This window comes from Sphingobium chungbukense, assembly GCF_001005725.1.
GTDB lineage: Bacteria > Pseudomonadota > Alphaproteobacteria > Sphingomonadales > Sphingomonadaceae > Sphingobium > Sphingobium chungbukense.
This window is the reverse complement of record NZ_LBIC01000011.1, coordinates 16115-40864: the sequence shown is the minus strand read 5'-3', so window position 1 is coordinate 40864 and position 24750 is coordinate 16115. Positions and strand designations below refer to the sequence as shown.

At 64.3% G+C, this 24750-nt stretch carries 23 protein-coding genes and 1 pseudogene; 9 read left to right on the top strand and 15 right to left on the bottom strand.

All coding sequences use genetic code 11. The features are described from left to right. Positions 1–7: 7 nt before the first annotated feature. The 8 genes and pseudogenes from YP76_RS21200 to YP76_RS21170 form a co-directional block, all read right to left on the bottom strand. Positions 8–3229 carry an efflux RND transporter permease subunit gene (locus YP76_RS21200; RefSeq protein ID WP_016744736.1) on the bottom strand — a complete coding sequence of 1074 codons (3222 nt, stop codon included), beginning with the start codon at positions 3227–3229 and terminating at the stop codon, positions 8–10. Next, the gene (locus YP76_RS21195; protein ID WP_016744737.1) at positions 3219–4469 is read right to left on the bottom strand and encodes an efflux RND transporter periplasmic adaptor subunit; all 1251 of its coding nucleotides are present in this window, start codon (positions 4467–4469) and stop codon (positions 3219–3221) included. The genes YP76_RS21200 and YP76_RS21195 overlap by 11 nt, the downstream gene beginning before the upstream one ends. Beyond that, positions 4469–5749, bottom strand: coding sequence for a TolC family protein (locus YP76_RS21190; RefSeq protein ID WP_046765590.1), 1281 nt, complete (start codon positions 5747–5749; stop codon positions 4469–4471). Before YP76_RS21190 ends, YP76_RS21195 begins: the two co-directional genes overlap by 1 nt. A gap of 59 nt (positions 5750–5808) precedes the next feature. Beyond that, positions 5809–6222, bottom strand: a complete 414-nt coding sequence (locus tag YP76_RS26770) for a hypothetical protein (RefSeq protein ID WP_020372088.1) — start codon at positions 6220–6222, stop codon at positions 5809–5811. 63 nt (positions 6223–6285) lie between these two features. Then, positions 6286–6999: a hypothetical protein gene (locus YP76_RS28850; RefSeq protein ID WP_029548570.1), complete on the bottom strand. Its 714-nt coding sequence runs from the start codon at positions 6997–6999 to the stop codon at positions 6286–6288. Between the two features lie 57 nt (positions 7000–7056). Next, positions 7057–7545, bottom strand: a pseudogene (locus YP76_RS29310) (TniQ family protein); the annotation flags it as partial. Then, positions 7466–8389, bottom strand: coding sequence for a TniB family NTP-binding protein (locus YP76_RS21175; protein ID WP_016744740.1), 924 nt, complete (start codon positions 8387–8389; stop codon positions 7466–7468). The gene YP76_RS21175 and the pseudogene YP76_RS29310, both read right to left, overlap by 80 nt. Further along, complete coding sequence (locus tag YP76_RS21170) at positions 8386–10041, bottom strand: Mu transposase C-terminal domain-containing protein (protein ID WP_046765589.1); 1656 nt, start codon at positions 10039–10041, stop codon at positions 8386–8388. The genes YP76_RS21175 and YP76_RS21170 overlap by 4 nt, the downstream gene beginning before the upstream one ends. A 182-nt stretch (positions 10042–10223) precedes the next feature. On the opposite strand from YP76_RS21170, the gene YP76_RS21165 reads away from it, so the two are divergent. Together YP76_RS21165 and YP76_RS21160 are read left to right on the top strand one after the other, a co-directional pair. Then, complete coding sequence (locus tag YP76_RS21165; protein ID WP_046765588.1) at positions 10224–10427, top strand: hypothetical protein; 204 nt, start codon at positions 10224–10226, stop codon at positions 10425–10427. After that, positions 10424–11542, top strand: a complete 1119-nt coding sequence (locus YP76_RS21160) for a site-specific integrase (RefSeq protein ID WP_046765616.1) — start codon at positions 10424–10426, stop codon at positions 11540–11542. The genes YP76_RS21165 and YP76_RS21160 overlap by 4 nt, the downstream gene beginning before the upstream one ends. A gap of 60 nt (positions 11543–11602) precedes the next feature. On the opposite strand, the gene YP76_RS21155 is transcribed toward YP76_RS21160, so the two are convergent. From YP76_RS21155 to YP76_RS28845, 7 genes are all read right to left on the bottom strand, one after another. Next, positions 11603–11926: a hypothetical protein gene (locus tag YP76_RS21155; RefSeq protein WP_232307679.1), complete on the bottom strand. Its 324-nt coding sequence runs from the start codon at positions 11924–11926 to the stop codon at positions 11603–11605. 14 nt (positions 11927–11940) lie between these two features. After that, a complete protein-coding gene (locus tag YP76_RS21150) occupies positions 11941–12978 on the bottom strand; it encodes a Pnap_2097 family protein (protein ID WP_198147575.1) in 1038 nt (345 codons plus the stop codon). Continuing rightward, entirely contained in the window at positions 12975–13976 is a 1002-nt protein-coding gene (locus tag YP76_RS21145; RefSeq protein ID WP_046765587.1) for a sll0787 family AIR synthase-like protein, read from the bottom strand. The genes YP76_RS21150 and YP76_RS21145 overlap by 4 nt, the downstream gene beginning before the upstream one ends. After that, positions 13973–14521, bottom strand: a complete 549-nt coding sequence (locus tag YP76_RS21140) for an MSMEG_0567/Sll0786 family nitrogen starvation N-acetyltransferase (protein ID WP_046765586.1) — start codon at positions 14519–14521, stop codon at positions 13973–13975. The genes YP76_RS21145 and YP76_RS21140 overlap by 4 nt, the downstream gene beginning before the upstream one ends. Beyond that, positions 14518–15615, bottom strand: coding sequence for an MSMEG_0568 family radical SAM protein (locus YP76_RS21135; RefSeq protein WP_157035853.1), 1098 nt, complete (start codon positions 15613–15615; stop codon positions 14518–14520). The genes YP76_RS21140 and YP76_RS21135 overlap by 4 nt, the downstream gene beginning before the upstream one ends. After that, positions 15605–16600, bottom strand: a complete 996-nt coding sequence (locus YP76_RS21130) for a Nit6803 family nitrilase (protein WP_232307678.1) — start codon at positions 16598–16600, stop codon at positions 15605–15607. The genes YP76_RS21135 and YP76_RS21130 overlap by 11 nt, the downstream gene beginning before the upstream one ends. A 150-nt stretch (positions 16601–16750) precedes the next feature. Continuing rightward, complete coding sequence (locus YP76_RS28845; protein WP_232307677.1) at positions 16751–16918, bottom strand: hypothetical protein; 168 nt, start codon at positions 16916–16918, stop codon at positions 16751–16753. A gap of 47 nt (positions 16919–16965) precedes the next feature. On the opposite strand from YP76_RS28845, the gene YP76_RS21125 reads away from it, so the two are divergent. The 7 genes from YP76_RS21125 (at position 16966) to YP76_RS21095 (ending at position 24728) form a co-directional block, all read left to right on the top strand. Next, the gene (locus tag YP76_RS21125; RefSeq protein WP_046765583.1) at positions 16966–18363 is read left to right on the top strand and encodes an aminotransferase-like domain-containing protein; all 1398 of its coding nucleotides are present in this window, start codon (positions 16966–16968) and stop codon (positions 18361–18363) included. Positions 18364–18439: 76 nt separating this feature from the next. After that, positions 18440–18850 carry an OsmC family protein gene (locus tag YP76_RS21120; protein WP_084733306.1) on the top strand — a complete coding sequence of 137 codons (411 nt, stop codon included), beginning with the start codon at positions 18440–18442 and terminating at the stop codon, positions 18848–18850. A 312-nt stretch (positions 18851–19162) separates the two neighbouring features. Beyond that, a complete protein-coding gene (locus tag YP76_RS21115; protein WP_046765581.1) occupies positions 19163–19969 on the top strand; it encodes a phosphosulfolactate synthase in 807 nt (268 codons plus the stop codon). Then, positions 19956–20870: a DUF7714 family protein gene (locus YP76_RS21110; protein WP_052757541.1), complete on the top strand. Its 915-nt coding sequence runs from the start codon at positions 19956–19958 to the stop codon at positions 20868–20870. Before YP76_RS21115 ends, YP76_RS21110 begins: the two co-directional genes overlap by 14 nt. Then, complete coding sequence (locus YP76_RS21105) at positions 20867–22198, top strand: class-II fumarase/aspartase family protein (protein WP_046765612.1); 1332 nt, start codon at positions 20867–20869, stop codon at positions 22196–22198. Before YP76_RS21110 ends, YP76_RS21105 begins: the two co-directional genes overlap by 4 nt. Beyond that, positions 22195–23211, top strand: a complete 1017-nt coding sequence (locus YP76_RS21100; protein WP_052757540.1) for a 1-aminocyclopropane-1-carboxylate deaminase/D-cysteine desulfhydrase — start codon at positions 22195–22197, stop codon at positions 23209–23211. The genes YP76_RS21105 and YP76_RS21100 overlap by 4 nt, the downstream gene beginning before the upstream one ends. Then, positions 23208–24728, top strand: a complete 1521-nt coding sequence (locus YP76_RS21095) for an argininosuccinate lyase (RefSeq protein WP_046765580.1) — start codon at positions 23208–23210, stop codon at positions 24726–24728. The genes YP76_RS21100 and YP76_RS21095 overlap by 4 nt, the downstream gene beginning before the upstream one ends. The last annotated feature ends 22 nt before the right edge of the window (positions 24729–24750 follow it).

Here is a 24750-nt window from a genome sequence, read left to right as displayed (position 1 = left end):
GCATGGGTCAGTTTATGGCGGGCGCCATGTCCGGCGGCGTTCGCGTTTCGGGTTCGGCCCTGCGGCCATGCACGAGGCGATAGAGCGCGGGCAGGACCAGCAGCGTCAGCAGTGTCGAGGAGATGATGCCGCCGATCACAACTGTTGCGAGCGGCCGCTGCACTTCCGCGCCCGCGCCGACGTTGAACGCCATCGGCACGAACCCGAGGCTTGCCACCAGCGCGGTCATCAGCACGGGTCTCAGCCTGGTGAGGGCGCCTTCGCGGATCGCATCCTCAAGGCCGTTGCCACTGGCGCGGAGCTGCCGGATGAAGCTTAGCATCACCACGCCGTTCAGGACCGCCACGCCCGAGAGCGCGATGAACCCGACACCCGCCGAGATCGAGAGCGGCATACCCCGGATCAGCAGCGCCGCCACGCCGCCGGTCAGCGCCAGCGGCACGCCGGAGAAGACGATGGCGGAATCCCTGGCGGATCGGAACAGGCCGTAGAGCAAGCCGAAGATCAGCAGCAGCGCGGCGGGCACCACCAGGCGCAGCCGCTCGGCCGCCGAGATCAATTGCTCGAACGTACCGCCATAGCTCACCCAATAGCCGGAGGGGACTTCGACCTCGGCGTCCACCTTTTGCTGAAGCTCCTCGATGAACGAGCCGAGATCGCGCCCGCGCACGTTGGCGGTCACGACGACGCGGCGCTTGCCGTCCTCGCGGCTGATCTGGTTGGGTCCGATCACCACCTCGACCTTGGCGACATCGGCGAGCGGCACGAACCCGCGCGGGTTGGCGCCATTGCCTGCCAGCGGAATCCGCAAGCGCCCGATCTCGTCGGCCTTGCTCCTGATGTCCTCGGGCAATCGCACGATCACCGGGAAGCGCCGGTCGCCCTCGAATATCCGCCCGGCCTCCCGGCCGCCGATCGAGACCGCCACCACCTCCTGGATATCACCGATGTTGAGGCCGAGCCGCGCCAGCGCCGCCCGGTCGGGCGTGATCTGGAGGACGGGCAGCCCCGTAACCTGCTCGACGCTCACATCCTGCGCGCCCTCGATGCCGCTCACCACGCCTTCGACGGCCTGACCGATCTCCAACAACTGATCGAGATCGTCGCCGAACACCTTGATCGCGACATCGGCCCGGACGCCCGACAGCAGTTCGTTGAATCGCATCTGGATCGGCTGGGTGAACTCGTAATTGTTGCCGGGAATGGTCGCGGCGGCTTCCTGCATCTCGCGGACCAGCTCGGCCTTGGGCTTGCGCGGGTCCGGCCATTCGCTGCGATCCTTGAGCATTATAAAGGTATCGGCGACCGAAGGGGGCATCGGATCGGTCGCCACTTCGGCGGTGCCGATCTTGGCGACGATCCGCTCGACCTCGGGGAACCGCTTCAATCGCGCTTCGAGCGTGGTCTGCATCTGGATCGCCTGGCTGAGACTTGTGCCGGGGATGCGCAGGGCGTGGAGCGCGATGTCGCCCTCGTCGAGATTGGGAACGAACTCCGATCCCATGCGCGTCGCGGCAAAGCCCGCGATGGCGACCAGCGCCACCGCGCCCGCGACGAACGCAACCCGGAGCCGCAGGGCGGCATCGAGCGCGGGCGCATAGACCTTGCGCGCCCAGCCCATCAGACGGCTTTCCTTCTCCTCAACCTTGCCGGTGACGAACAGCGCGACTGCCGCCGGCACGAAGCTCAGCGACAGGATCAGCGCGAAGGTCAGCGCCATGACGACGGTGATCGCCATCGGGTGGAACATTTTCCCCTCGACGCCGGTGAGCGCGAAGATCGGCACATAGACCAGAGCGATGATGAGCATCCCGAACAGCGACGGCCGGATGACCTCCGACGTCGCCGACGCGGCGAGCGCGAAGCGTTCCTCGCGTTTCAGCAGCCGCCCTAGCTGGTGCTGTGCCTCGCCGAACCGGCGCAGGCAGTTCTCGACGATGATGACCGCGCCATCGACGATCAGCCCGAAGTCGAGCGCGCCCAGGCTCATGAGATTGCCCGAGACGCCCGCGCGCACCATGCCGGTGATGGTCATCAGCATGGTAATCGGGATCACCGCCGCCGTGATGAGCGCCGCGCGGATATTGCCGAGCAGCAGGAACAGGACGACGATCACCAGCAGCGCACCTTCGAGCAGGTTCTTCTCGACGGTCCAGATCGCCCGTTCGACGAGATCGGTGCGATCGTAGATCGGCACGGCCTTCACGCCCGCCGGGAGCGCCCTGGCCGCTTCCTCGAGCCGCGCGGCGGCCGCGCGCGCGACGATCCGGCTGTTCTCACCAGCCAGCATGAACACGGTGCCGAGCACGACTTCCTGGCCGTTCTCGGTCGCCGCGCCGGTGCGCAGTTCTTCGCCCATGCCGACATCGGCGACATCGGCCACGCGGATCGGTATCCCGCCCCGATTGGTTACGATGATCGACTTGAGATCGTCGATGCCCGACGCCTGGCCCGGCACGCGGACCAGATATTGCTCGCCGTAGCGCTCGACATAGCCCGCGCCGACATTGGCGTTGTTGCGCCCCAATGCCTCGACAACATCGTTGAGAGTAAGCCCATAGGCCGAGAGCCGGTCAGGCAGCGGCGTCACATGATACTGTCGCTCATAGCCGCCGATGCTGTTGACCTCGGTGACGCCGGGGGTGTTCCTGAGCTGGGGCCGGATCACCCAATCCTGAAGCGTGCGCAGATCTTCGGGTGTATAGCGGCTCCCATCCGGCTTGCGGGCATTCGGCGCCGCTTCCAGCGTATACATGAAGATCTCGCCCAGCCCGGTGGCGATCGGCCCCATCTCGGGCGCGACGCCATCGGGAAGCTGGTCGCGCGCCGTCTGGAGCCGTTCGTTGATGAGCTGGCGCGCAAAGTAGATATTGGTGCCGTCCTCGAACACGGCCGTTACCTGGGAAAGACCGTAGCGCGAGATCGAGCGGGTATATTGCAGGCCCGGCAAACCGGCGATCGCGGTCTCGACCGGGAAGGTGACGCGCTGCTCGGCTTCGAGCGGCGAGAAGCCGGTCGCTTCGCTGTTGATCTGCACCTGGACGTTGGTGATGTCCGGCGTCGCGTCGATCGGCAGGCGCTGGAAGGCCCAGACGCCGATGCCGCAGAGCAGCGCGACAACGACCAGCACGGCCCAGCGGAAGCGGATCGCGGAGGCGACAATCTTTTCCAGAAGAGGTGGGCGTTCAAGCAAGGGCGTATGCTTGTGGGTGGCGGTCTCAGTGGTCATGGCTGGCCCCCGACTTGTCGATGTCGGCGCGGATCAGGAAAGCGCCGTCGGTCACATATTCGGTGCCGGGTTCGAGGCCGCCGAGCACTTCGGTCCATTCAGGCGTGCGCCGCCCGATCTCCAGCATCCGCACCTCGTAGGTGTTGCCGACCCTGGCATAGACCACCTCGAAATCGCGGAACCGCTGGATGGCCTTGGTCCTGACCGCGAGCGGCACTTGCGCTTCGGCCACGGCGAACGATCCCTCGACGCCCATGCCGGGGCGGAAGGTTCGCGACGCTTCGGGCGGCAGATGGACATGCGCCATCATCGTCTGGCTGGCGACGTCCGCGGTCGGCAGCACGGCTTCCACGGGCGCGTCGAGCTTCGCTTCGCCCGACAGGCTTCGCACGCTCACCCGCTGGCCCACGCGCACGCGCTCGGCGTCGCGGGGATAGACGAAGAACTCGGCATGGAGCTTCGTGGGATCGGCAACCACGAACAGCGCCCGGTCGCCGGTGGTGTCGCCGACATTGGCGTTCTTCTCGATGATGGTGCCGCTGATCGGCGCCGGCACCGCGTAGGTCTGGAGCGAATGGCTGGACTCGACGCGCAGGAGTGTCTGCCCCCGGCTGACCCGATCGCCCAGCTTGCCGGTCATCCAGACGATCTGGCCGGGAAGCCGGGCGCGGACATCGGCCTTGCCTTCGGGCGTGATCTCGATCCGCCCGCCCATGTCGATCAGCTCGGCAACGGTCGCGGAACCCGCGCGCTCGGTCTTGACGCCTCCGGCCCGCGCCGCCTCGGCCGAAATCGTCGTCCGGCCCTCATAGGAGGCGTAGGTCCAGTTGTGCGTGCGGCCGCCTTCGACCGCGCGCACCTTCACGTCGAACGAATGAGGCTCGATCACCACACCGCCGCCGCGCAGATAGTCCTCCTGCGGGGTGAAGGCAAAACGATCGACCTTGCCGCCAAGGCGCGACAGCTCGATCGCAAGCTGGACTTCGCCTGGCGGAATGGGCTTGTCTTTCCGGTAGGCATAGACGTGGAACTCGGGATCTACGCCATCCTCGAAGATGGTGATCTCGACCGCGAAATCGCCGTCGCGCAGCATTCGCCCGCGATGCGGCCCGCGTTCATAGTCGTCGGCGGCAGCGGCCGCCTTGGGTTCGGCCGCCTCCTTGGTGGCAGGGGACTCGCCGCATCCGGCGAGCAGGGAAAGAGCGAGCAGCGAGCCCGCGAAAAGGAAGGATCGTGTCATCAGCGGTTCTCCGCGCTGGCAAGGAGGGAGGCATGGCGACCGGTCAGCCGGTCGAGCCGGGCGCCATCGAGATGGAAGCGGCGCAGCAGCTCGACCCGGCGGGACCGGGCATCGACGACGGCCTGCTGGGCCTGGTTGACTTCGAGGAAGGTGAAGGCGGTGCCGCCGCGCGCGAAACCATCGCGCACCAGCACCACCGCGCGCTCCGCGCTCGGCAGAACCTCGCGTTCGATCCGGACGATCTCGGCGGCAAGGCTCGCCCGTTCGGCTGTCAGCCGGTCGATTTCACGCCGCACCTGCACCCGCGCGACGGCGATCTCGGCTTCGGCGGCCTGAGCTTCGGCATTGGCGCGCGCGACATTGCCGCGATTGGCGGCGCGGTTGCCGAGCGGGATCGAGCCGCCAACTATAATCGCCACGTCATTGCCTTGCCCGAAATGGCGAACGCCAACCCGCGCGGTCGGGTCGCCGGCATTGCCGGTCTCCGCAAGCCGCACGCGGGCACCGGCAGCGTCGCGCTTGGCGGCGAGCAGGGCGAGGTCGGGACTGTCCTCGGCCGCCGTCGCGCCGGGGGTAGCGATCCCGAACGGCGAGGGATCGAGACTGTAATCGGCCGTGCCGCCCCAGAAGGCAGCGAGACTGGCGCGGGCGATCCGCGCAGTCTCCCGCGCCTGATCGAGCGCGATGCGGGCTTGCGCCACGGCGGTCCTCGCCCGTTCGCCCGCGAACAGCGGATCGAGCGCGCGCCCGACACGGCGGCCGGTCTCCGCTTCCACGCGCTGGGCGGCGGCGAGGCGCTGTTCGGCAATAGAGATCACTGCTTCGGCTGCCAGCGCATCGACCCAGGCGGCTTGCACCTGGGCCAAGAGGTCGAGCATCCGTAGGCGGTTGCGCTCGACAGCGATGCCCAGGTCCGAGCGGGCCGCACCGATGCGGGCTTCGCGCTTGCCGCCGCGTTCCCACGTTCGCTCATACCAGGCGGTGGTCTGCGATCGTTCGAGCGGGGAATAGGGGCCGGTGCCCGCGAAATCCTCGACATCGACGCCGACGACATCGCGTGGCCGCACATCGGCTTGGGTAATGGCGGCATCGGCCGCACGGAGCCGCGCGGCGTTCGCTGCGACGGAAGGATCGCCGGATGCGACGCGCGACAGCGCATCCGACAGGCTGAGGGACTGCGCCGCGCCGATTGAAGGCGCGGACAGGGCGGCCAGCGCTGCGCCTATCGCAAGCGCGCGCCGCAAACGCGCCGGTCGGCGCGCAACGAGGATGGAAAGCATGACAAGAACGGCCTCACGAGCAGGCGTGGCAGATGCCGCGCCTCACATGACGCGGCGGCTCAGCTTGGGATCGCGAGGCTCTTGGGAGGTCGTTCGGGGCCGGGAATGCGCAGGCCTGGTGTCTGGTTATCCGGCGCAAGCCCGAGCAGTTCGCTGGACAAAGCGACTTGGACGGAATCCGCCGAGGCCGTCACCGGCACAGCCGAGCCGCCATCGCCATGATGGTGATGGCTGCCGGGTAGATGGTCGGACGGATCGTTGTCGCCGGGTTGGGGCACGTGATGATCGTCGGCATGGTCTTGTATGATGGAAGCATCGCTGAATAAGGAATGGTCGTGTTCGAACGAAACACCCGGCGCATGCTGGATCTTGTCGATAGACGTGGAAAGCGAGGCGCCAGCAAAGACGACGGCCAAGGCGATACAAAACATCGCCCAAAACCGGTTCGCCAGGAAGAGCCTCGAAATGCGCATGGATGGGGTTCTAGCCGGTGAAGGGCGGGGGCTCAATCAGTAACCGCTTCCAACGACATGGAATCAGCTTTGGCCAGCGAGATCGCGAGGTTCGGTTTGTTCGTTTGTCGATGCATGGGCGAATACGTTGCGTATCGCTCGATGCGCCGCTTCCAGCTTCGAGATCGTGAACCGGCGGGCCATTCGCTCTCGTGCGGCTTTGATCTGAGAGATAAAGGCGGAAGACCAGTGTCCGTCTGTCATCAGCAAGCGATCGAGCACGCCACGATCTGCTCTGGCAATGAACCGTTCGATCGCTGACGGTGCGTCAGGACCAAAAAGCGCGGCGCCTATCTCGGGATTGGTCTCGATGATGCCGCAAGCGGCGGCAAGCAGGCGCCGGCGCAGGAGCGGCGATGCGGCGGCGAGCGGGTTGAGAGTGTCGCTCGAATAGAATTGGAGGCCCATGTAACCGGGCGTCATCGCGTCGCACGCGAAATCGTTCAGCGGGATGTTCCGTGTCCTGCACCACCAATATTCGTCGTTTGGCGGCTTCCTGGTCAGGAGGCGGCAAATGCCTCGAACCTCGTTGAGGAGTTGGTCGGCCGACGTGAAGTTGAAGCGGAACTGGTCGGGGGTCCTACCCTTTATCGCGCCTATGCATTGCTGCTCGAACGCAATAACATGATCCCAGCAGAGCAGGGCGTCCTTCCCGGCATAAATGGCCGGGGCCGAGGTTCTTTCCATCGGTTGCCAGCAGGCATCGCAAATCATCCGCAGCGGACCGCGCGCGGGCATCGCAAATCGCCATGTCCGCGATCCGCAACCATTACAACGATCCTCCAGCGGCCAGCGGTGCCGATGGCAATAGCCCACAGCGGCCAGTACCCACTGACGCCGGACGTGCGCTGGCCGGTCGGATGCGAAATCTTCCGCGAGGCACCGGCTGCACCAACTGACGTGCAGCCGCGGCACCGGGATCAGCCCGGTAGAACCGGCTGAGCCCGGCGGGTGTTCCCAAGCCAGAAAATCGACCGGTAAGTAGGGATAGTGCTTCGCAAGACTATGTTCGACTAAGCGCGTCGCCGGCACGTTGAGGTCGTCGGCAGTCCCATTGAGCCAGGCTCTTGTCGGGCGAATATCCGGGTGGCGCCAGTCGCCCTTGCGATTTCGGACAGCCTTTGGCTCCGGTAGCGCTCGCCCTCGGCGGGAATGGCGCTGACGCGCGTGCCAGGACGTCAGCAGTTCGTCAGCGAAAGGATTTTCATGCCGCACGGCGCCGCAATGCCCGCTTGGCACTGGCGATGACCTGCATCGAGACGAGCGGGAGCAATAGCTGCTCATCATCGAAGCTGTCGGCGTCGATCATCTCGCGGCCGCTTCGGATCGCCGCGATCGCGACAGCCTCCATCAACCGGAAGATTCGGCCTGTCACGCCCTCACTCAATGCGATGACGCGCTGGCGGACCTCAGCTTCATCGAGCAGGGAAGGGCGGCGCAAGGGGAGCAGACCGGCGAAGCTCGCCATGAGCTGGCGCAGGGCGTGATCGTTGCGCCAGGGTGAAAGCTCGAATGCGGCGAAGCGGTCGGCGAGATTGGGATCGGTGAGGATCGCGATACGCGCATCTTCCGTGCCCGCGCACACGATCGGAATTCTGAGGTCGTTGGTCAGAAAGCGAATGGTGTTGAGAAAAATCCGCTGCTGGCGCGGCGAGCCCGCCAGCATCTTGTCGATTTCGTCCAGAACCAGCACCTTGGTCCCGAATTCCCCGAGGGTGCGACGGGCCAGAGAGCGCAGTGATCGCAGGGAGATATGGTCGAACTCGGAGTAGTTCATAGCCAGCATAAGCTCGGTGTAGAACTCTTCCTCGGTAGGCTGTGGCGGCATCTGGACCATGACGACCGGCATAATCGTAAGGCCGGCATTCTTATCGTACCGGGTTGCGTGCAGCTCTGCGAAGCGATTGAGGATCTCGCTCTTGCCCATGCCAGTGGAACCGAAAAGCAGGAGGCAGGGCATGCGGCCGCGCGGGGGATAGGTCAGCAGATCTTCGAGCCTGCCGAGCGCGGCTTCGGATTGTGGCAGCGATAGCCATCGATCGCGTCTCAGCCAGTCGATGCGTTCGTCGTCGGATAACCCTGCCTGCTCGCGATATGCCGGAAACAGATGATCGTAGAGGTCGGTCATAGTCGCTCCTCGATCTGGAATGGAACGATAGGCGCGCTATCCTCCGGCTCGGACGATACCGGCAAAGCCATTGAAGGAACTGCGGTGGCAGGAGGGAGGCCAGCCTCCAGCGCATAGGCGATGCGCTGGGCGGATTTTCGCGCAGCCTTGGTCTTGTGGGCCGCTTCGAGGACGATGCGCCGCTGCTCGTTCACCATGTCAAACAGCGATTGCTCGTCGACGGCCTGACGCCCGCGTTCGCGCAGTGCTCGCACCGCGAGGTCGTGCTCGAACTTCGTGATGGCAGGCCGCCGCCGATCACGGAGCGGAACCGTCAAATGCTCGGTATCGGACAGCTCGACGTAGACAGCCGAGAGGTTGAGCGGATTATACTTGATCGGGAGCTTGTGATCGCAGTTCGCGAGGAGGCCGGACAAACTGCCATGCCAGTAAAATGCATGGAACAGCTCGATACCCTCACGCCTGACCTTCCGCATCTCGAACGGGAGAAAGTTGAAGAGGAAGCGAGCGGGATCAGCCGGGAGCCGGAGCGGGTCAGCGCGGCTCCCGAGCCCGTCAGCCCAGGCCGTGAGCGGAGGAACGCCAAGCTCGCTGTGAATCGAGCCATGATAGACGCCGACCTCGAGTGTAAACCAGCGCTCGAACTCGCGCAGCGTCATGCAGGCTTGGCCCTCCGCGTCGTAGTCGCCTTTGGCCTGGATGTTTGAGAAGGTCGTACCCGGTAGGAGATGCACGGCGCCGACCGCGGTTCCGATCAAGCGTTCGATGTGGCCACCGTAGTGCGGCGTGCGCCGGGGGCGGTGCTTGAGGTCGATGCCATGCTGCTCACAGCCACGCTCGAGCGCCCTGGACCTAAACTCTGCGGCATTGTCGAGATGCAGAGTTTCGGGGATGCCAAAGACGGGATAGTCGAGATTGATCTCGCGTTCTTGAAGCCAGGCTGCCTTTGGCAGGACCGCATGGCGGATCGCCATGCCTACAGACGTAGCTGAGGGTTTCTCGAGCGAGATGTAGAAGCCCGGAATGACTCGGGTCGCTATGTCGATCTGGAGGGTGAGCGTTGGTCGGCCAAGCGGTTTGCGGAAATGCTCGTCGACGATGATGATATCGGCGGGTGTGTGGTCTATTTGTACGATCTGCAGCGGGTAGTCGGCAGTGTAAGATCGAATCACGGGTCGGTATCGATCAGACGCTGCCTTCGCGCCTTCGCGCGTTCTGGTGAGGCGTTCTCGGTCAATCGCGGCAACGCGCGCGGCGATGGTCTTGCGAGTGGGCGCGCGAAGGCCGCGTTCATAACAGGCATGCCGGATGTCGCGCTGCAATCTCGCGAGGGTCGGTTTGGGGCGCGTCAAGTAGAACCGTTCGATTTCGGAGGCGATCACTTGGTCGATCTCCGGCGCCAGTCGGCGACGCCCTTTGGGAAAACCTTCGGGCCGATCGACGAGGGAGCTGGTAACGGGCTCAGCGCGATAGCGGGCGACAAGCTCAAAGACGCGCGACCTGCTCAGGCCCAGCTCCGCGCTCGCGTTCAACATCGCAGCGCGGGTAATCTTGGGCAGGCTGGCGAGTGCACGAATAGCCGGCTCGCGATTGCAAGCAATGCTCCAGGCTGTAGAATCCGCTCTCGTAAGAGCTGTGCCCGTTTCGGCCATGACCTATCCCCGATCTTGCCAGGGACTCGTGTTGCCGGGTCCACCGGTATTGTATCAGAAACGGGATGGACGGGCGAGAGTCCGGAGGTATTTGGGATAGATGAAGATTGAAAAGCCTGGCAATTTCGGTCTGTCCGTTTGGTCAAACTGACAGTCCAAAGGGCAGGACGAAGGAGGCCGAGATGATCGATTTGCTGCTGCGCGCCGGGGTTTCGCTCTGGCTGGTCATCACCGTGGCGCAGAATGTCGCGCGCGCGACGCCCGATCCCTTCGGTCTGCCTGCTTGGCTCGTCGACGCCACGGCGGTCGGTGCTCTGGCGCTCACGTTCTGGTTCGTCTGGGAAGGGCCGCTCGCTCGGTGGCGCGGAGCCCCGACCAGACGATGACGGCGGTGCGCCCGGTCGTCGGCGAGGGGACGTCGCTCGATCTCATCGTTAGCGACGTCCGCGCGTTGATCGGGCCCGCCGCGGCGATCGACGAAAGCCTCCTCGATGCCGCGCTACGCGGCTGGTCAGCCAATACGCGACGAGCCTTCCAGTCGGATCTCACCTTGTGGGGGCAATGGTGCCGCAAGCGTCGGGTTGCGGCGGCTGATGCGACGCCCGAACTGGTGGCCGCGTGGGTGCGCGCGCTCGCGGGAACCGATCTGTCAGATGAAACGCCGCGCGCGATGGCCACGATCGAACGCTACCTCGTGCATGTCGGATGGGCCTATCGCATGGCGGCTCTCACCGATCCAACGACCGCGCCGCTGGTCAAGCTCGAGAAGAAGGCAGCGCGCAAGAGGCTCGGGGTCCGACAGCGCCAGGCGCGCGCGATCCGGTTCAAGGGCGATATCGCGGATTTGGACAGCCCGGCGAGCGGCGTCTGCCTTGCGCATCTCATCAAGGCCTGCCGTCGTGATCTCCTGGGGCTTCGCGACGAAGCCCTGCTGCGGATGGCGTACGACAGTGCTGGCCGGCGCTCGGAACTCGTCGCGATCGATGTCGCACATGTCGAAGCGCCGGACGGGCAGGGGGCAGGCACGCTGTTCATTCCGAAAAGCAAGACCGATCAGGAAGGGGAGGGGGCCTATGCCTATCTCTCCCCTGTGACGATGCGCGCGATCGCGCGCTGGCGAGACGCTGCGCACATCGACAGGGGGCCGCTGTTTCGGAGGGTCGAGACGCATTTTGACGGGTCGGTCGCCGCTGTCGGTCGGGCTGCTCTTCATCCGAACAGCATCACGTTGATTTATCGGAGGCTGATCCGGGCAGCCCATGCGAAGAAACTGCTCGGGGTTATGGGCGAGGCCGAACTTGAGCGCTGGGTCGCTGCGGTGTCGAGCCATTCGATCCGGGTAGGCGTTGCGCAGGATAATTTTGCGGCGGACGAAAGTCTGCCGGCGATCATGCAGGCCTATAGATGGCGCGATCCCAGGACGGTGATGCGCTATGGTGCGAGGCTCGCGGCGAAAAGCGGTGCCAGCGCACGCATGGCGGAGCGTCTCGCAGAGAATTAGCCGCTCAATCGGCAGCATTGTGGAGAGGCGCAAGTTTGCGCGCAGCGTCGGTCCCGACCGCTAAAGGTCTGTTACGTCACTTGATGCGAGCAGATACATGTCCTCGCCATTGAAAAACATTTCAACGCGAACGTCTCCGCTCTCCGGGGGAGGAGTGGAATCGAAGCGGCTCACCCAATTTTGATCGACAAAGGCTAGTAGAGCATCCCAGGCCGCAGCATCGTCATCATACACTCCTAGGGTTTCTTTTCCCTGATAGAGGATGACGAGAACAGTTGCTTGCATTTGCACGTCCACTAGATTGCGCTGAAACGGCGCATAGGGCGCTACCGGCCAAGTCCTGCCTGCAGCGGAATCGAGGAGCAGCGAAGCAAGATGCTGCATGCCAACCCTGGGGATCAGTCAACGCGACGAATCGTGAAGACCTCCGCTAGGGGTTCATTGTCTCCCGCTCGAACCAGTCGACAGTGATGGGAGAGCGTCTTCATTGCCGAGCCATTGTGGTCGGCAGGCGATGTGCGTTGTGCGACGAGATCCACCGACAGTGCCTCGCCTGGGTCGAGGTTGCCAGCGAAGAAAATGTCCCGCCTTATGGTCGTTGCCGTCTGCGCGCAGGCGCGAGCGAACAGCCATTCCGCTCGGTCAACGAAAGAGACGAAGCTGCTGAAATACAGGAAGCCGGCGCCATTGAAGTCTTGTGACGGCACCGGGTCGATGGCGATGATCCGGTTGCTGCTCGGCTTTTTGAAGGCAAAGCCCAAGTGTTGCGTGGCTCGGCCCGCGCGGACTGCGGCGGCTTGGCCAGGTAAGTCTTCCTGACTGCGATACGGATCCGGTTTGGGTAGGCCTGGCACGACGAACCGCGAAACGCTCCGGTTGCCGCCGGTCTGGCCGCGGCGCACAAAGACCGAGACCATTTCGACCTGACCGATAAGGCGACCGTCGACAAGCAGACGATGCCGGCTCAACATCTGCGTCTGTGTCACCCTGCGCAGTCGCGATCGCACGATCAGTTCGTCGTTCTCCCTGACTGAACCGAAATTACCATCCTGGATTGAGATAGCGCAGAAAGCGGCATAAACTGGGCGCCCTTCGCCATCGATGAAGCTCGGCGCCTTTTGTCCCGCGAGACTCGCGAGCATCATCCAATGCTGATGCCCGAGCTGTTTCAGCAGCCAGGTTTCCGACAGGCCTTGGAGGCACAGTTGCGGCATTCCGAGAAGGATCGTCTCGCTGCTATTACGCAGCCACGTTGCCGCAGATTTGTTGTCGCTCTCGGACGTCCCGGTTTCGGCGACGGGATCATAGCCGCAATGCCCGCATCGATCCTGGATACGGCCGAAGGCGCTCAGCAACCAATTCTGCCCGCAAGCCGGGCACGGTTCCCGAGTGGTGTCATGGAGAACCTCACCATGTGTCTGCGCCATGCCGCTCATGACAAAGTCCTGGCGCTGACATTGAGGGGCAGGGGAGCGCACCCGATGAACGGCCGCTCGGAGAGATCCCAAACGGTCTCGCATTGTCCTTGCCGTTCGATCCGCACGCGCGGATCCCGGGTAATGGTCCCGATCGACGCTGCAGCAATATCCCTCGCGTGGAAGCGCGCCAGCACCGCATCGAGATGCCTAGGATCGACGGAGAGCAGATAGCCGAAGCTGGGGAAGGTCTGGAGCCATCGCTCCAGCGGCGCCTCGCCCGGAATCGGGATGTGATCGATATCGATCACGGCTCCGACCCCGGAACATTCCGCGAGCATGGTGGCGGTGCCGATGATGCCGCCTTGGCTGATGTCCTTTGCCGCCTTGGCGAGCCCTGCTTCCGCGATTTGTGGCAGAAGATCGAGATCTCCACGAAGCCTCGCGACCGGCGCCTGCGTTGCCGCGTTCCAGTTCGCATAGGGCTCGCGATATCCCCCGCGCAGGTCGATGGCCGCGACCAGATGGTCGCCGGGCGCCGCGTCGAAGCTGGTCAGCAGCCGATTTGCCCTGCCAAGGATCGCGAGCGCGAGCTGGCTAGTCTTGGTCTGCAAATTGCTATGCCCGCCGACGATGGGCACCTGGAACGCCCGCGAAGCGTCGCGCAATCCTTCGAGCATGGGCAGGGCCCCGTCGCGTCCATCCGCCCACAGCGCGTTCACCGCCGCGACGGGCCTGCCGCCCATCGCCGCGATGTCCGACAGATTGACCATGACGCCGCACCAGCCGGCAAACCAGGGATCGCTGGCGACGAACTCGTTGATGAAACCTTCGATCGCGAAGAGCAGATATCCATCGCCATCGGGAATGGCCGCGCAATCGTCGCCGACCGCCACGCTTGCGCTGGGGTCGATTCCGAGGGCGTTCACGACCTCGGCGATGTCCGCCTTCGCGGCGAAACTACGGCTCTCGCGTAGCCAACGCGCGATGCCTGCCGCGCTGATATCCTCGCCGCTCATCCCAGCCCGTCCACGAGGAATCCCACCTCAGGCGTACGGAAAGGGGGATAATGCGTCAGATCCGCTTCCATTCGGTGATGGGATCGGCCGAACCAGTCGAATTCCTCCAGGGACCGCCAATGCAGCCGCTGGAACAGCAGGGCATTCTGGCTCTGCACATTGGCGAGAAAGCGCTCGCATCCCCGCGCATGCGCCGAGGAAACCGCGAGGCGGATCAGGTCCGCCCCGATCCGCCCTGCCGCCCGGCCGCGATAGGCCTGCGCCACGGCGAGGCGCGAACCCCACCATGTCCTGGGCGTATCGCGATCCTCATGGATCCGAACCGTGCCAACCACCAACTCGCGTCCATCATCATCCTGGCGGACGGCCACGAGCGGGATGGCGAAAGCATCGATCTCGTCGCGATCGCTCTCCGAGAAAATCCCCTGCTCCTCGCAGAAGATATCGCGGCGCAGCGCGAACGCCGCGGAGCGCTCCCACTCCGCGGTCGCCCATTTGATGCGAACTTCAGGAGCCGCGGTCGCGAGGCTGGCCTGGGCGCTCACGATGCGCGCCGCTCATAGGTCGATAGCGCAGAGCAGGCACCGCAGCGCCCGCAGCCGGCCTTGATGTCGCTAGACTGCATGCCCGCCTCTCGCAGCATCTTGCCGAGCGGCTGCAACAGGCTGTGCATGAAGGCAGGTGTCGGGGCCGGATGGCTCTCGAGCGGCGTCCCCGCGATCGGGACGAACGGCACCACGAACGGATAGACACCGATCCCGACCAGCCGGCGGCAGACCGAGAGCAGTTCCTCCTGGCTGTCGCCGAGCCCCGCCAGGATGAAGGTCGAGACCTGCCCGCGGCCGAACACTTCGAGAGCGGCCTCGAAGGCGTCGAAGTAGCGCTCGAGCGAAACCTGGGCCTTGCCCGGCATGATCCGCGCGCGGACCTCTGGCGTGACCACCTCGAGATGCATGCCGAGCGAGTCGACACCGGCATCCTTCATCCGCTGGAACCAGAGATCGTCGTCGGGTGGCTCGCACTGTGCCTGGATCGGCAGATCCACCGCGGTCCGCACGCCGGCCGCGCTCTCCGCGAGGATGGCGGCGCCGCGATCCGAACCCGGCGGAGTGCCGGTCGTCATCACCATGTGCCGCACATTGTCGAGTTCGACCGCCGCCTTGGCGACCTCGGCGAGCTGCGCCGGCGTCTTTCGCTCGATCGTGCGGCCGGCGGCCAGAGACTGGCCGATCGCGCAGAACTGACACGCCTTGGTGCGGCTCTGATATCGGATACAGGTCTGAAGGATCGTCGTGGCGAGCACGTCGCGGCCGTGTAGGGTCGCGATGTGGGAATAGGGGATTCCGTCAGACGTGCTGCGCTCGTAGAATTTCGGCTTTGTCTGGAAGGACAGGGCGGCGAGTTCGACGCCGTCCCGGCTCAGCCGGCTCTTGCCGTCCGCATCCGGGCTGTCTGCCTGATACGGGCTCTCGAACGCGGGTGCATTGTGCACCGGCACCATCACCGTGATGCCGTCGATCGTTACCGGCATGTGATCCGAAGGGCCGGCGCCACCGCGCCGGCTAACCCCCGAGCTCTTCGGATCGACGAGCCGAATCCCGAAGGATTGCAGCTCGTTGATCAAGGTCTCAGTCGACATGCTCGGTTGCCCCCTGCTCATCGCTGGCGTCGGCATTCGCGACCGTGTGGGGGACGGTGCGGATCGTATCGGCGCTGCGCATCGGGACGGCGGGCTGGTCGTTGATCAGCAGCGACAGAAGCTCGGGGCGGGCATAGTGGCCGACCGAGTCCATCATCCGCTTGCGCTTGGTGATGAGGCTCATATCGAGATCGGCGACGAGCAGGCCTTCGCCGGCCCGCATCGGATCGACAAGATGCCTGCCCTCCGGCGAGATGATCGCGGTCATGCAGCCGCCGCGCAGGCCGCGCTGCAGGCCCTCGTCGGGCGTGATCGACGCGATCTGCTCCTCGGTCAGCCAGCCGGTCGAGTTGACGACGAAGCAGCCGCTTTCGAGGGCATGATGCCGGATGGTCACTTCGGTCTGGTCGCCGAAGATGTCGCCCACCAGCGAGCCGGGGAACTGACCGGCGTGGATTTCCTCGTGCTGCGCCATCAGAGCGTAGCGGGCCAGGGGATTATAATGCTCCCAGCAGGCGAGCGCGCCGACGCGGCCGACGGCGGTCTCGACGACCTTGAGCCCGGCACCGTCACCGCCGCCCCAAATCATCCGCTCATGGAAAGTCGCGGTCAGCTTGCGACGCTTCAGGAGAAGTTTTCCGTCGGTGTCGAAGATCAGCTGGGCATTGTAGATCGAGCCATGATCCAGCTCGTTCACGCCGAGCACGATGACCATCTTGTGGCGGCGCGCCGCCTGGCTGACCGCCTCGGTGACCGGGCCCGGCACGACGACTGCGTTTTCGTAGAAGCGCATGTGATCGCCACCGCTCGCCATCGGAGGGCGGACGAACGAGAAATAGGGATAATAAGGGACGAACGTCTCGGGAAAGACGATGAACTGGACGCCCTTCGCCGCCGCGTCGGAGATCGCGGCGAGTACGCGGTCGAGCGTGCCCAGCGGAGTCTCGAGGTCGGGGGCGATCTGCACGGCGGCAGCTCGGATCACGCGTTTTTCAGACATAAATTTCCTCTCTGGTTGCAGGGACACTTCGTTCTTTGCCGATGGCCGCCGAGAATCCCCGCGATGGGGCGACTGGAGATTGATTGGATTTCATACAGTCAATCACTACATCAATGCGGCTTAGGATACGACTCATTATGCCGTCGTTAATCCGTTCACGGTCCTGTCATATGAGGTAAACGCCTTGCCGAAAGCCGTCAATATGGGGTTCAGCTTTCTTGTCATGCCATTGAACAACATGCCTTCACCGGCTTTCTGGCTGGATTGCTGAAGGGATGTTGCGTGGGGCTGGCTTCCAGTCATGCAACATTGTACGGTCAATCTACCGTAGCTTTCGAAACCAAGAGCCCATGCACGACTGGACGCCTGATCTTTCAACCTCGACCAAGCCTCGTTATCTGGCTCTTGCCGACCGTATCGCGCTGGATATGCAGTCTGGCCGTTTGGTCGCCGGCGATCGTCTTCCCGCACAACGGTCGTTGGCGGCGAAGCTCGGGATCGATTTCACCACGGTCGCTCGCGGATATGGCGAGGCGCAGAAGCGGGGTCTCGTCGAAGCTCGACAGGGGCAGGGGACGTTCGTCCTGTCGGCGCAGCGGGCGGCCGCGCGGCCGGAGACGATCCAGCCGGCCCGCGCCCATGGCGACGACACTGATCTATCGATGAACCTGCCGCCGGAGCCGGAGAACCCGGAGCTGATCGCACGTATGCGGGCTGGGTGGGATGCGCTGGGGCAAGACATCATCCCGATGCTCCGATACCGATCCTTCGGTGGCGGCACGCGCGATAAGGAGGCTGCCCTTCACTGGCTGGCTCGGCGTGATCTCGCGCCGGCGATCGAGCAGCTCTATGTCACCCCGGGCGCGCATGCGGCATTGCTCGGCATATTGAGTGCCCTCGCCAAGCCGGGCGACGTGCTGCTGAGCGAAAACCTCACCTATCCCGGCGTCCGCGCGGTCGCCGCGCTTGTCGGTGTCGAGCTTCACGGTCTGCCGATGGACGCCGAAGGCATTGTCCCCGAAGCCTTCGCCGAGGCCTGCGAGCGTTTATCGCCGAAGGCGCTCTATCTCAATCCGACGCTCCAGAACCCCACCAATCTCACCATCTCCCTGGCGCGGCGCCACGCGATCATCGAGATCGCGCGCAAGTATGGGGTCGCGCTGATCGAGGACGATGCCTATGGCTTCATCGCCCAGGGCACGCCGCCGCCGCTCGCAGCCCTCGCGCCCGATCTGACCTGGTACGTCGCCTCGCTTGCCAAATGCATCGGCGCCGGCTTGCGCACGGCCTATGTGATCGTGCCAGAGAACCGTTCGGCGTGGGCCTTCGCGTCCGCGGTGCGTTCGGCCGCGGTCATGGCTTCGCCGATCACCATGGCGCTCGCGACGCGCTGGATTGAAGACGGGACTGCCGACGCCGTCTTGCGCGCGGTGAGAGCCGAGACGGAGGAAAGGCAGAAGCTCGCGCATCGCATCCTCGCGCACCAGCGCCTCGAAGGTGATCCGGACAGCTTCAATATCTGGCTGTCGCTCCCGGAGGGTTGGACCCGTTCGGCCTTCGTCGGCCATATGCGCTCGACGGGGGTGGGCATCGTTCCGAGCGATGCCTTCACCGTGTCGGGAACCCCGCCGGAGGCAGTGCGCATCTGCCTCGGCGGGCCCGCGTCGCGATCTACCGTCGAGCGAGCGCTCGAGTGCGCCGCTCACGCCCTGGAGGCCCTTCCAGCGGCGGTGACTTCCTTTCTTTAATAACCTGCCGAGCCCCCGCGCGGCGCTGTGGCGGCTGTGCAGCGGTTCCTGGCCAAAGGAAGAGGAGAGCGAAACAATGTCGAGAGCTGTCGAACGGTCAGTGGTCAGCGAATGGCAGGACAGCCTTCGCTGTGAGGTCCAGGCGGGCAGGTTCAGGCTGATTGTCGATGAGCCGGAAAGTGCCGGAGGCTCCGATATGGGGCCGCAGCCGACGGAGCTTTTTCTGTCCTCGGTCGCGTCCTGCTTCACCCTTGCCCTGGCTTATAGTGCCAAGCGCCGCGGCACCGTTGTCGATGCGATCAACGTCACCGTGACCGGAGTATATGACGGGCCGCGTTTCCGATCGGTCCGAGTCCATGCCCATGTGGCGTGCGACCCTGCGGAATTGCCGGGTCTCGTGCAACAGGCAGAGCGGGTTTGCTACGTCACCAATACGCTCAGATCGGAACTGACCCTCGAGATTGTGCCTGAATTGATTGGGGCATAGCTGCCGTAGAAGGCCAAGCCTGGCGACATCCATAAAATGGCGCGTGCTCTTGCTCGCGCCATTCCGTCAGTCGATTCTCACCATGTCTGCGATCGACATTTCCAATGTCTGATCGGATTGCTGCCATAGTGGTTGCGGCCGCGCCTGAAATTCGCCGATTCCGGGCATTTCGAGCACATTATCCTCATGCTGCTGGCATCGGCATGGCGCGTCGTTTGCGTGACGCCACGTGAGTCCCATCATTGACGGCGTATCGTATTGGAATTATCGCGTTCACTATAGTATCAAATATGCGATAGGAGAGCGGCGCGTATGTCCGCTGGCCAATTACCCACATTCCTTGATCTCTCAGCCCGATCGACCAAGCCGCGCCGCACCGGGATCACCCATATCCTCGACAAGGGCAGCACACTTGCGGCTGTCGAGGCCATGCTTCCCTCCGCGACACGCTATGTCGACATCTGGAAGCTCGGCTTCGGCACGTCCTATGTCGACCCGATGGCGGCGGCCAAGATTGCGCTGCTGAAAACCGCGGGCATCAAGACCTGTGTCGGAGGCACGCTGCTCGAAATTGCCTGGCTGCGAGAACGCACCGAGGGTTTCTTCGCTTTCGCGGCCGAGATGGGCTTCGACTGTGTCGAAGTGTCCGATGGCGCGACGGATATGCCAAGGCGCGACAAGCTTGCGTTGATCGAGCGGGCGAATGCACTTGGGTTCGAGGTGCTGTCCGAAGTCGGAAGCAAGGATCCGAGCAAACGCCTCTCGTCGGTGGAGTGGGTCAGCCAGCTCGAGGCGGATGCGCAGGCCGGCGCGCATTGGATTGTCATCGAGGGGCGAGAAAGCGGAACCGTTGGTCTATACGATGAGACTGGAAAGGTTCGTAACGAAGTCCTCCACGCGATCGCGCGGAATCAGTTCTCCGACAAGCTGATCTTCGAGGCGCCGCAACGAGCGCAGCAGGCTTTCCTGATCCGAGAGTACGGACCGGAGGTCAATCTCGGCAATATTCTCATCGACGACGTGATCAGCCTGGAAACCCTTCGCCTCGGGTTGCGGGCTGACACGATGCAGTTGCTGGCCGCCGATGAACGGGGAGGAGCGCGCCTTGTTCACGCTTGACCCCGATGCGAAGAATATCATGCCGACCCGCTATCGGCAGGTGGCGATCAGCAGCGACGTCGAGAGTCTGGAGCCGACCTGGCTGGAGCAGCATTTCCTCGGGCGCGAAGCCTATATGCGCACGCGATTCATTGTCGCCAGGCTCGGCGAAGAGTGCGCGCTCGTCGAGGTCGATCGGCCGGAGAGCAAGGCATTGTTCTCCGACATCACCGGCGTCAGGGTGATCGCACCCGCTGCGAGCTGCCGATATTTCTACGAGCCCGAAATCGATACCGCGATCCCCTCCCAGCTTGCGCTGGTGGCTGTCCAGCACCCCGACGTGCCCTGCGTGATCGTCGAGGGGCAATATGGGCATGTGAGCTTCATTCTCAATCCCGCGCCGCTCCTCCTCAACGTCTTCGACATCGTGCCGCCATTCCCGTCGAAGCTGGTCGATCAGGTCGAGCGTGTGCTTGCCGTCGCGGAAGACCTGCCGCCCATCGTGCCTGTTCCGGTGCTGGTCGACAGCCGCGACGAGCTCGCTGCGCACGTCAACCCGCTGCCGGCCGAGGTGTTGGTGCCGTGCCGTGGTTCCGGCCTGGTCTTTGCCGACACCAAGGTCTCCTATCTCGATGAGCGCCCGCGCGAAGTCGATTGGATCCTGCTGGGATGCGACCGTTCGCAACAGATTCACCGCTGGTTCTATGGCAAGCAGGCGAATGTCGTCGATATCTGTCCGACCAAGTTCCTAGGTAAACACCTTGACCCTGCGCGGACCCTCACACGCTGCTGCCTGATGCAGGAGGGTGTCGAGGCGCGCGAGCTTGCGACATATGTCCCCTGGGGCTGCTCGCTGGATGAGGTCCGCACTGCGATCATCCATATTCTTTCGACGGTGGACGTGCCGTGGACGCGCACATGATCGACTCCCGGATCTTCGGCCATCTCTGGTCGACCCCGGAAAGCCATTCTATCTTCGACGAAGATGCGCGGGTTCGTCGCTGGGTCGATGTTCTCATCGCCCTGGCCCAGTCCCAGGCCGAAATCGGGCTGATCCCCACCAAGGCTGCGGAAGAGATAGCGGAGCTTGCGCAATGCGACCTCCCGATCGAGAGCATCGCCGAGGCGACACGCACAACAGGGCATTCCACCCTGGGTCTGATTCAGGTTCTGCAGGGCCTGCTGTCGCCTGTTGCCGCGCCTTTCGTTTATTATGGCGCGACCGTTCAGGACATCACGGACACCTCCCAGGTCCTCGAGCTTGCCGCAACTGGAGCCCTGCTCTGGCGCGACCTGCGGATAATCGAAGACCGTCTGCTCGGTCTTGCCGTCACCCACCGCACGACTCCGATGGCGGGTCGCACGCATGGTCAGCTCGGGTCGCCGATTCCGTTGGGCTTCAAAATGGCGAGCTGGGCGGATCAAATCGGGCGCGACCTTTCCAGGCTCGATGATGGGCGCGAGCGTTGGCTGACAGGCCAGTTCGGCGGCGCCGTCGGCACGCTCGGCTTTTTCGGGGGTGAGGGTCTGCCGCTGCGTCAGGCCTTTTGCCGGCGCCTCGGCCTGGCGGAGCCCGCCATTTCCTGGCTCTCGGCGCGTGACCGCTTTTCGGATTTCGCCAGTGCGGCCGCGATCGCCGCGAGCACGCTCGCCCGGATCGCCAACGAGGTCTATGGTCTTCAGCGACGCGAAATCGGCGAGCTTGGGGAGCGGCCCGCCGCGCGGACTGTCGGCAGCATCACCATGCCGCACAAGCGCAACCCGGAGAATAGCGAGCAGATCGTGACGCTGGCGCAGCTCGCGCGCGCGCAAAGCGCTCTCCTCACCGACGCGCTGGTCCATGAGCATGAGCGCGATGGCCGGGCCTGGAAGCTGGAATGGTCGGTATTCCCGACCTTATGCCATTCCGTGCTGACGGCTGCCTCGCTCACAAAAGCGTTGCTTGACGGACTGGAGGTCGATCCGCGCGCGATGGCACGCAATCTGGCGCTGGTCCCGGCGTCCGAGCATCTGCTCAGCCTCATGAGCGAACGCCTGGGCAAGCATGTTGCGCAGCAAACGCTGCAGCAGGCCTATCGGCGTGCCGCCGAGGATCGGCTCTCACTCGCCGAGGCGCTGGAAGGCGTGGCGACGTCCGATGAATTGGAGGCGATCGCGAATGTCGATCTCGGATCGGGACCCGAAATGGTGGATCGGGTGGTCGCCGCGGCGCGGATGCGTCGGCAATCCGAGCCGGAAGACTGGCGTTGATCACCCCGCCGCACGTCTCTCTGGCAGCTCTGCCGACGCCATTTCAGCACCGCCCGGATCTGGGTGCGGTCCTTGGAGGTAAGGCGATCTGGGTCAAGCGCGACGATCTTACCGGCTATTCCTGGGGCGGGAACAAGATCCGCACCATCGAATATCTGATCGGGGATGCTGAGGCGCAGGGCTGCGATACGGTCGTGTTGTGCGGCGGTCCGACATCGAACTTCACGGCGCTGATGGCATATGCCTGTGCGGCTCGCGGGCTATCGGTCTTCCAGGTCAGCTATGGGAACGAGCCGGAGGTGAAGCCTGTCGCGCTGGCTGCAGGGGAGGCGGCTGGCGCGGTCCTTCATTTCACCGGATCGTCCGACCGCTCGACCATGGAGGAGGTCGCGGCTGCGCTCGCCGATCGTTTGCGAGCAGAGGGGCGGCATCCCTATCTGGTGCCGCGCGGGGGTGCCACTGTCGTCGGTGCGCTCGGCTACGCCCATGCGGCCAGCGAGGTGCGGTGCCAGCTTCGGCAATGCGGGATCCATGCTGTCACCATCGTCATGCCGGTCGGATCGGGCGGGAGTATTGCCGGGCTTTTGTCGGGCTTCCTCTTCGCGTTCGAGGAAGACGAGGAAGCGCTTCCGCTGGATGTGGATCTCATCGGTGTGAGCGTCTCGCGTCCGGCCGACGAATTGCGGGCTGCCATCGAGGCGAAGGCCCAGGCCTGCGGCGCCGGGCGCGCGCGGCTGACGTCGGTCGACTGCCGGTGGCGGCTCGTCGATGGGCGCGGTGCCGGCTTCAACCACTATGACGCGGATGATGCCGCATTGGTCGACGCGATCATGCGCCGATCGGGTCTCCTCATCGACACGACCTATAACGGGAAGGCCCTTCGCTGGCTGCGCGACCAGCGGCTCTCCGCCGCGCGGCCGATCCTCTATTGGCATACGGGCGGGGCGCTTGCTGTCGCAGATTGGCTTGCCCGGCCGGCTTTCCCTTCTACCCCCCATCTGGAGACGACATGACCAAGCTCCCTGCCGGACAAGCACAAGCCCCGCGCCGCGTTGAAGGCCCTTCCGCCGATGGGCCTGCGCCGGAACTGATCGAGGCGGGTTTCGGTTGGGAAATCGCTGATGCCGGCGTGCTGCATCATGGCCTCAATATTGCGGATTTCGCGCATGTGCTGGACCTGCACCACCGCGAGATCATTTCCGACGATGTTGCGCGCCAGCTTCTGTCAGTCATCCGCGAAGCCTATGAGATGGAGGCCGGGGCTTTCCCTTATGATCCCCATCATGGCGAAGCCTATAACTCGCGCGAGCGTTTTTTCGCGGAGCGCATCGGGGACAGCGCGGGCTGGCTTCACGCGGGGCGCCCTCGCCGTGAGGCGGCCCGGGTGGCCTTCCGCATCGTGCTACGCAGGCTGACGGCGGAGCTGCTCAAATCGTCGGCCTCTTTTGCCGGGTCTGCCTGCGCGGTCGCCGAGCGGCACCGTGAGACCTTCATGGCGGACCAAACCTATCTTCAGCAGGCGCAGCCCTCGACGTTCGGTCATTATCTTCTTGGTTTCGTCCCGCCTGCGCTTCGGGATGGCGAACGCCTGGAAGCTGCTCTTGACGCTGTCAACCGCAGCCCTGGCGGCGCGGGGTGTGTGAATGGCAGCCATCTGCTTGCGGATCGCGGCTACCTCGCATCGCTGCTCGGCTTCGATTCCGTCATCGAGCACACCCGCGATGCGATGTGGCAGGTGGATACCTTCATCGATATCCTGTCGACCGGCGTCAGCCTGCTCTCGAACCAGTCCAAGCTCGCCGAGGATCTCGAAATCTGGTCGAGCCAGGAATTCAACTATGTGGACCTCGCGGGCCCCTACACACGCTCGTCGGTCCTGATGCCGCAGAAGCGCAATCCCTATGCGCTCACGATTATCCGCGGCGGTAGCGGCATGTTGATTGGCCGCCTGTCCGGCTTTCTCGCTGTGGTGAAAACCCCCTCCGCGCGTAGCGACAATCTGATCTTTGCCTATGGAGAGCTCCCGCGCGCGCTCGACTATGCCGTCAAGATCAGCAACCTCAGCCGCGGGGTGGTCGAGACCCTCACGGTCAACGAGGCGCGGCTGTGGAAGACGCTGGAGGACGGCTTCAGCCAGGCCACGGATCTGGCTGAATATGTCATGGTTGAAGGTGGGATCGATTATCGGAGCGCCTACAAGATCGTGGGCCAGGCCGTGCGCGCGGCCAGTGCGGCCGGTCGCCGTGGCATCGACATCGATGTCGACGCTTTGGCGCAGGCGGGCAGGGAAGTGGCGGGAATCGAGCTGTGGCTTGACCCCGACGGGCTCAAAGCAGCGCTGGACCCGCGCCAGATCGTGGCGAGCCGCTCGGCGCAGGGCGGAGCGGCGCCGGCGATCGTGGCGGACATGGCGGAGCGCTATGCGCAAGCCGCCAGGGGTCTTGAACAACGGGCGGCCGAACGGCTTGCTGATTTCGACCTGATCGAGCGCACGCTGCTCGATCGTGTCGATCAGATCATCAACAGCTAGGATTTATGCCCTTGTAGACCGG